General features: G+C 48.7%; 3 protein-coding genes. All 3 read right to left on the reverse strand.

Annotated features, from left to right (window positions below; all coding sequences use genetic code 11):
* Positions 1–348: 348 nt before the first annotated feature.
* The 3 genes from NBH15_RS29050 to NBH15_RS29060 are packed head-to-tail and all read right to left on the reverse strand — an operon-like array spanning position 349 to position 2,275.
* On the reverse strand, positions 349–876 hold the full coding sequence (locus tag NBH15_RS29050; protein ID WP_004291526.1) for a glycoside hydrolase family protein: 528 nt from the start codon (positions 874–876) through the stop codon (positions 349–351).
* Positions 873–1,376 carry a DUF3872 domain-containing protein gene (locus NBH15_RS29055; protein WP_004291525.1) on the reverse strand — a complete coding sequence of 168 codons (504 nt, stop codon included), beginning with the start codon at positions 1,374–1,376 and terminating at the stop codon, positions 873–875. The genes NBH15_RS29050 and NBH15_RS29055 overlap by 4 nt, the downstream gene beginning before the upstream one ends.
* Positions 1,373–2,275, reverse strand: a complete 903-nt coding sequence (locus tag NBH15_RS29060; protein WP_004291524.1) for a DUF8464 domain-containing protein — start codon at positions 2,273–2,275, stop codon at positions 1,373–1,375. The genes NBH15_RS29055 and NBH15_RS29060 overlap by 4 nt, the downstream gene beginning before the upstream one ends.
* Positions 2,276–2,421 lie beyond the last annotated feature (146 nt).

The following is a 2,421-nucleotide window of genomic DNA, read 5'->3' on the forward strand; positions in this document are numbered from 1 at the left end:
CTTCGGACAGGATTATAACTCTACATCAAGCGGTCATTCGATGATAGACATTAGTTGGAGGCTTCAGATTGTCCCCATATCTGTTTTGATAACCTGAAATGAATCCACTATGAATAATGTAGGCTAAATACTTTCTTCATAATTTCGCTATACTTTTTATGGTTAATAACTATGTTTTGTATTGCTCTCACAACACTTACAACTTGAAGTGTTATTTGGAAACCGATAGGCAAAAATGGCTCAACGATGTCAATTAACGAGAAAATCCTACGATAATCTATCAAGTGATAGAGCAAAAGACGTGCCAAGTTAAATATGGCACGTCTTTTGCCAGTTTTGTCAGTCCTTTTATGGGATATACAACAGCGCAAACTCCGCCTTTCTCCGTTTGAGCAGCATGGCGTGGCGTTTTCCTTTGTAGTTGCAGAAGGCTATATACTCACGGTAGATGTTCCTGTCACCAGCTTCCAGCTTCTTGATTAAGGTGCTTTTGGGGATTGTTTTGCTGCCTAACAGCTTCGCCGGTCCCACATTGTAAGCTAACGTGCCAAGCAAAATCGAATCAACCCCGAATTTACGGAACATGGCGACAAATTTGCGCAGGTCTTTCCGCAAAAGTTCATCCGCATCCCGTTTTGTCATGGTTCGTGCCGAATACTTCTCGTTTGGCAAAAGTTTGTGACCCCAACCGACGTATGGGTAGTGTTTTTCTGAGTGCCAGCCTTCAAAGTAGCGGCAGCATAAAAAAGCACGTTCCATAAGCGGCAGTCGGTAGATTGCCGCCTGCCCGTCCGTTCCCTCTTGGCGGCTGATCTGCGCGGACACAGAACAGACCGTCAGAAGTGAACAGAGCATTGTCATGAATACACGCATCATTTCAACAAGGGGCTGAAGTTGCCGATGGGAACGATGGTAAGATCGTCGTCCTTTACATTCCTGTTGTTGAAGTCAAATTCCAGTTCGTAGGAGTTGCTAAAGTTATCCTCCACCACCACGATGAAATTATGCGCCTCATCACCCGCCGCCGTGTAGTACAGGCGGAATTTTTCGTTCTCCAGCAGGTAGCGGTCGTTAGGCAGGAAGGTGATGCCGTTATCCATTTTGAGCGAGCCTTCCCCCTCGAACTGGAAATAGCGGATGGTATAGAGCGTACCCGAAAAGTCGCCCTCCTTTTTCAGTTCACAGCGGATTTCCACTGTCTGCCCCTTTACTACCTTGTTCGGCACGGGCATGACCTCCACCGTGAAGGGATAGGACTGCTGGATGTCCATGTCATCGTCACATGACACGAGGGTGAATGACATGGCGGCTATCAGGCATAACGCCACTGCCTTGAATATTGATGTTCTCTTGTTTCTGTTGTTCAGTATGTTCATTGTTCTTCGATTTTTAGATGGTTGTTTTTCTGTTTTTTCGTTGTCAGTTGCAGGTACTCGTTCAAGTCCTTGCAACCGTCATAGAGGGAGGAACGGTCGGTGACACGTTCCCCGTATCGCATGGTAAGTGCGGCAAGCGTCCGCCGTCCGGCTTCGTCACGGTCGAGGAAGCAGCCGATGCGCCCGTATCCGTCCAGCAATCCCGCCGCCTTCTCCACGTTGGCGACTGAGTTCAGCACAAGACAGTCAGCGTTACCGGTTACACCAAGCGTCACGGCAGAGAGAAAGTCCATGAAGCCCTCGAACACGAGGCACTCGTCAGCCGGGATGTCATTCGCCTTTACCAGTGATACAGACTTCGGAGGTATGCAACCCTTGAAATATCGGCTTCTGACTTCATAGCCACCTGCCATGTTCGGAAAGCCAACGGCAAAATACCGTTTTCCACGCACACCGTAGTTCAAGCGGCAGCAGTGACGGGATGCGATGGCGTAAGGGATGCCCCGTTCCTCTAAATACTCCGTCAGCAGTGAGCGGAGCAGCGGAGCGACCTCCACATCCTCAAAAACGGATTCGGTCGGCTTCGAGAGATAGACGGGCTTTTCCCATCCGGCAACCGTCATATTGGCGGCTTCCGCTATGAACTTCGCTTGCTTCATGAAGTCATCGCTTTGCAGAAACTCCCCGGCAAGCGTGAAGATGTCGCCGCCCTTGCCCAAACCGAAGTCGTACCAGAGCTGTTTCGCCACGTTCACACGGAAAGAGGATGTGCGCTCGCCCCTGTACGGGGCAAGATACCACAGCTCGTTACCGCTCCTTCTGACAGGCTCATGCCCCAGCCGTGCGAGAAAATCCGCAAGCGGCATCCTTCTGACAGCATCTATTTCCGTCCTTTCCATGCCCGTGTCAGTTGATGATGAACTTGATACCATATGTTAGCTTTCAATTTATGTTGTATAATAATTGTATTTAACTTGTGAACAGTTAGTTGTGTGTTTTGGGAACAACATATTTATTTATATAATCCATTGAGAAAAGCTATGAT

The sequence above is a fragment of the Parabacteroides caeci genome, from assembly GCF_023656795.1.
Classification (GTDB): domain Bacteria; phylum Bacteroidota; class Bacteroidia; order Bacteroidales; family Tannerellaceae; genus Parabacteroides; species Parabacteroides segnis.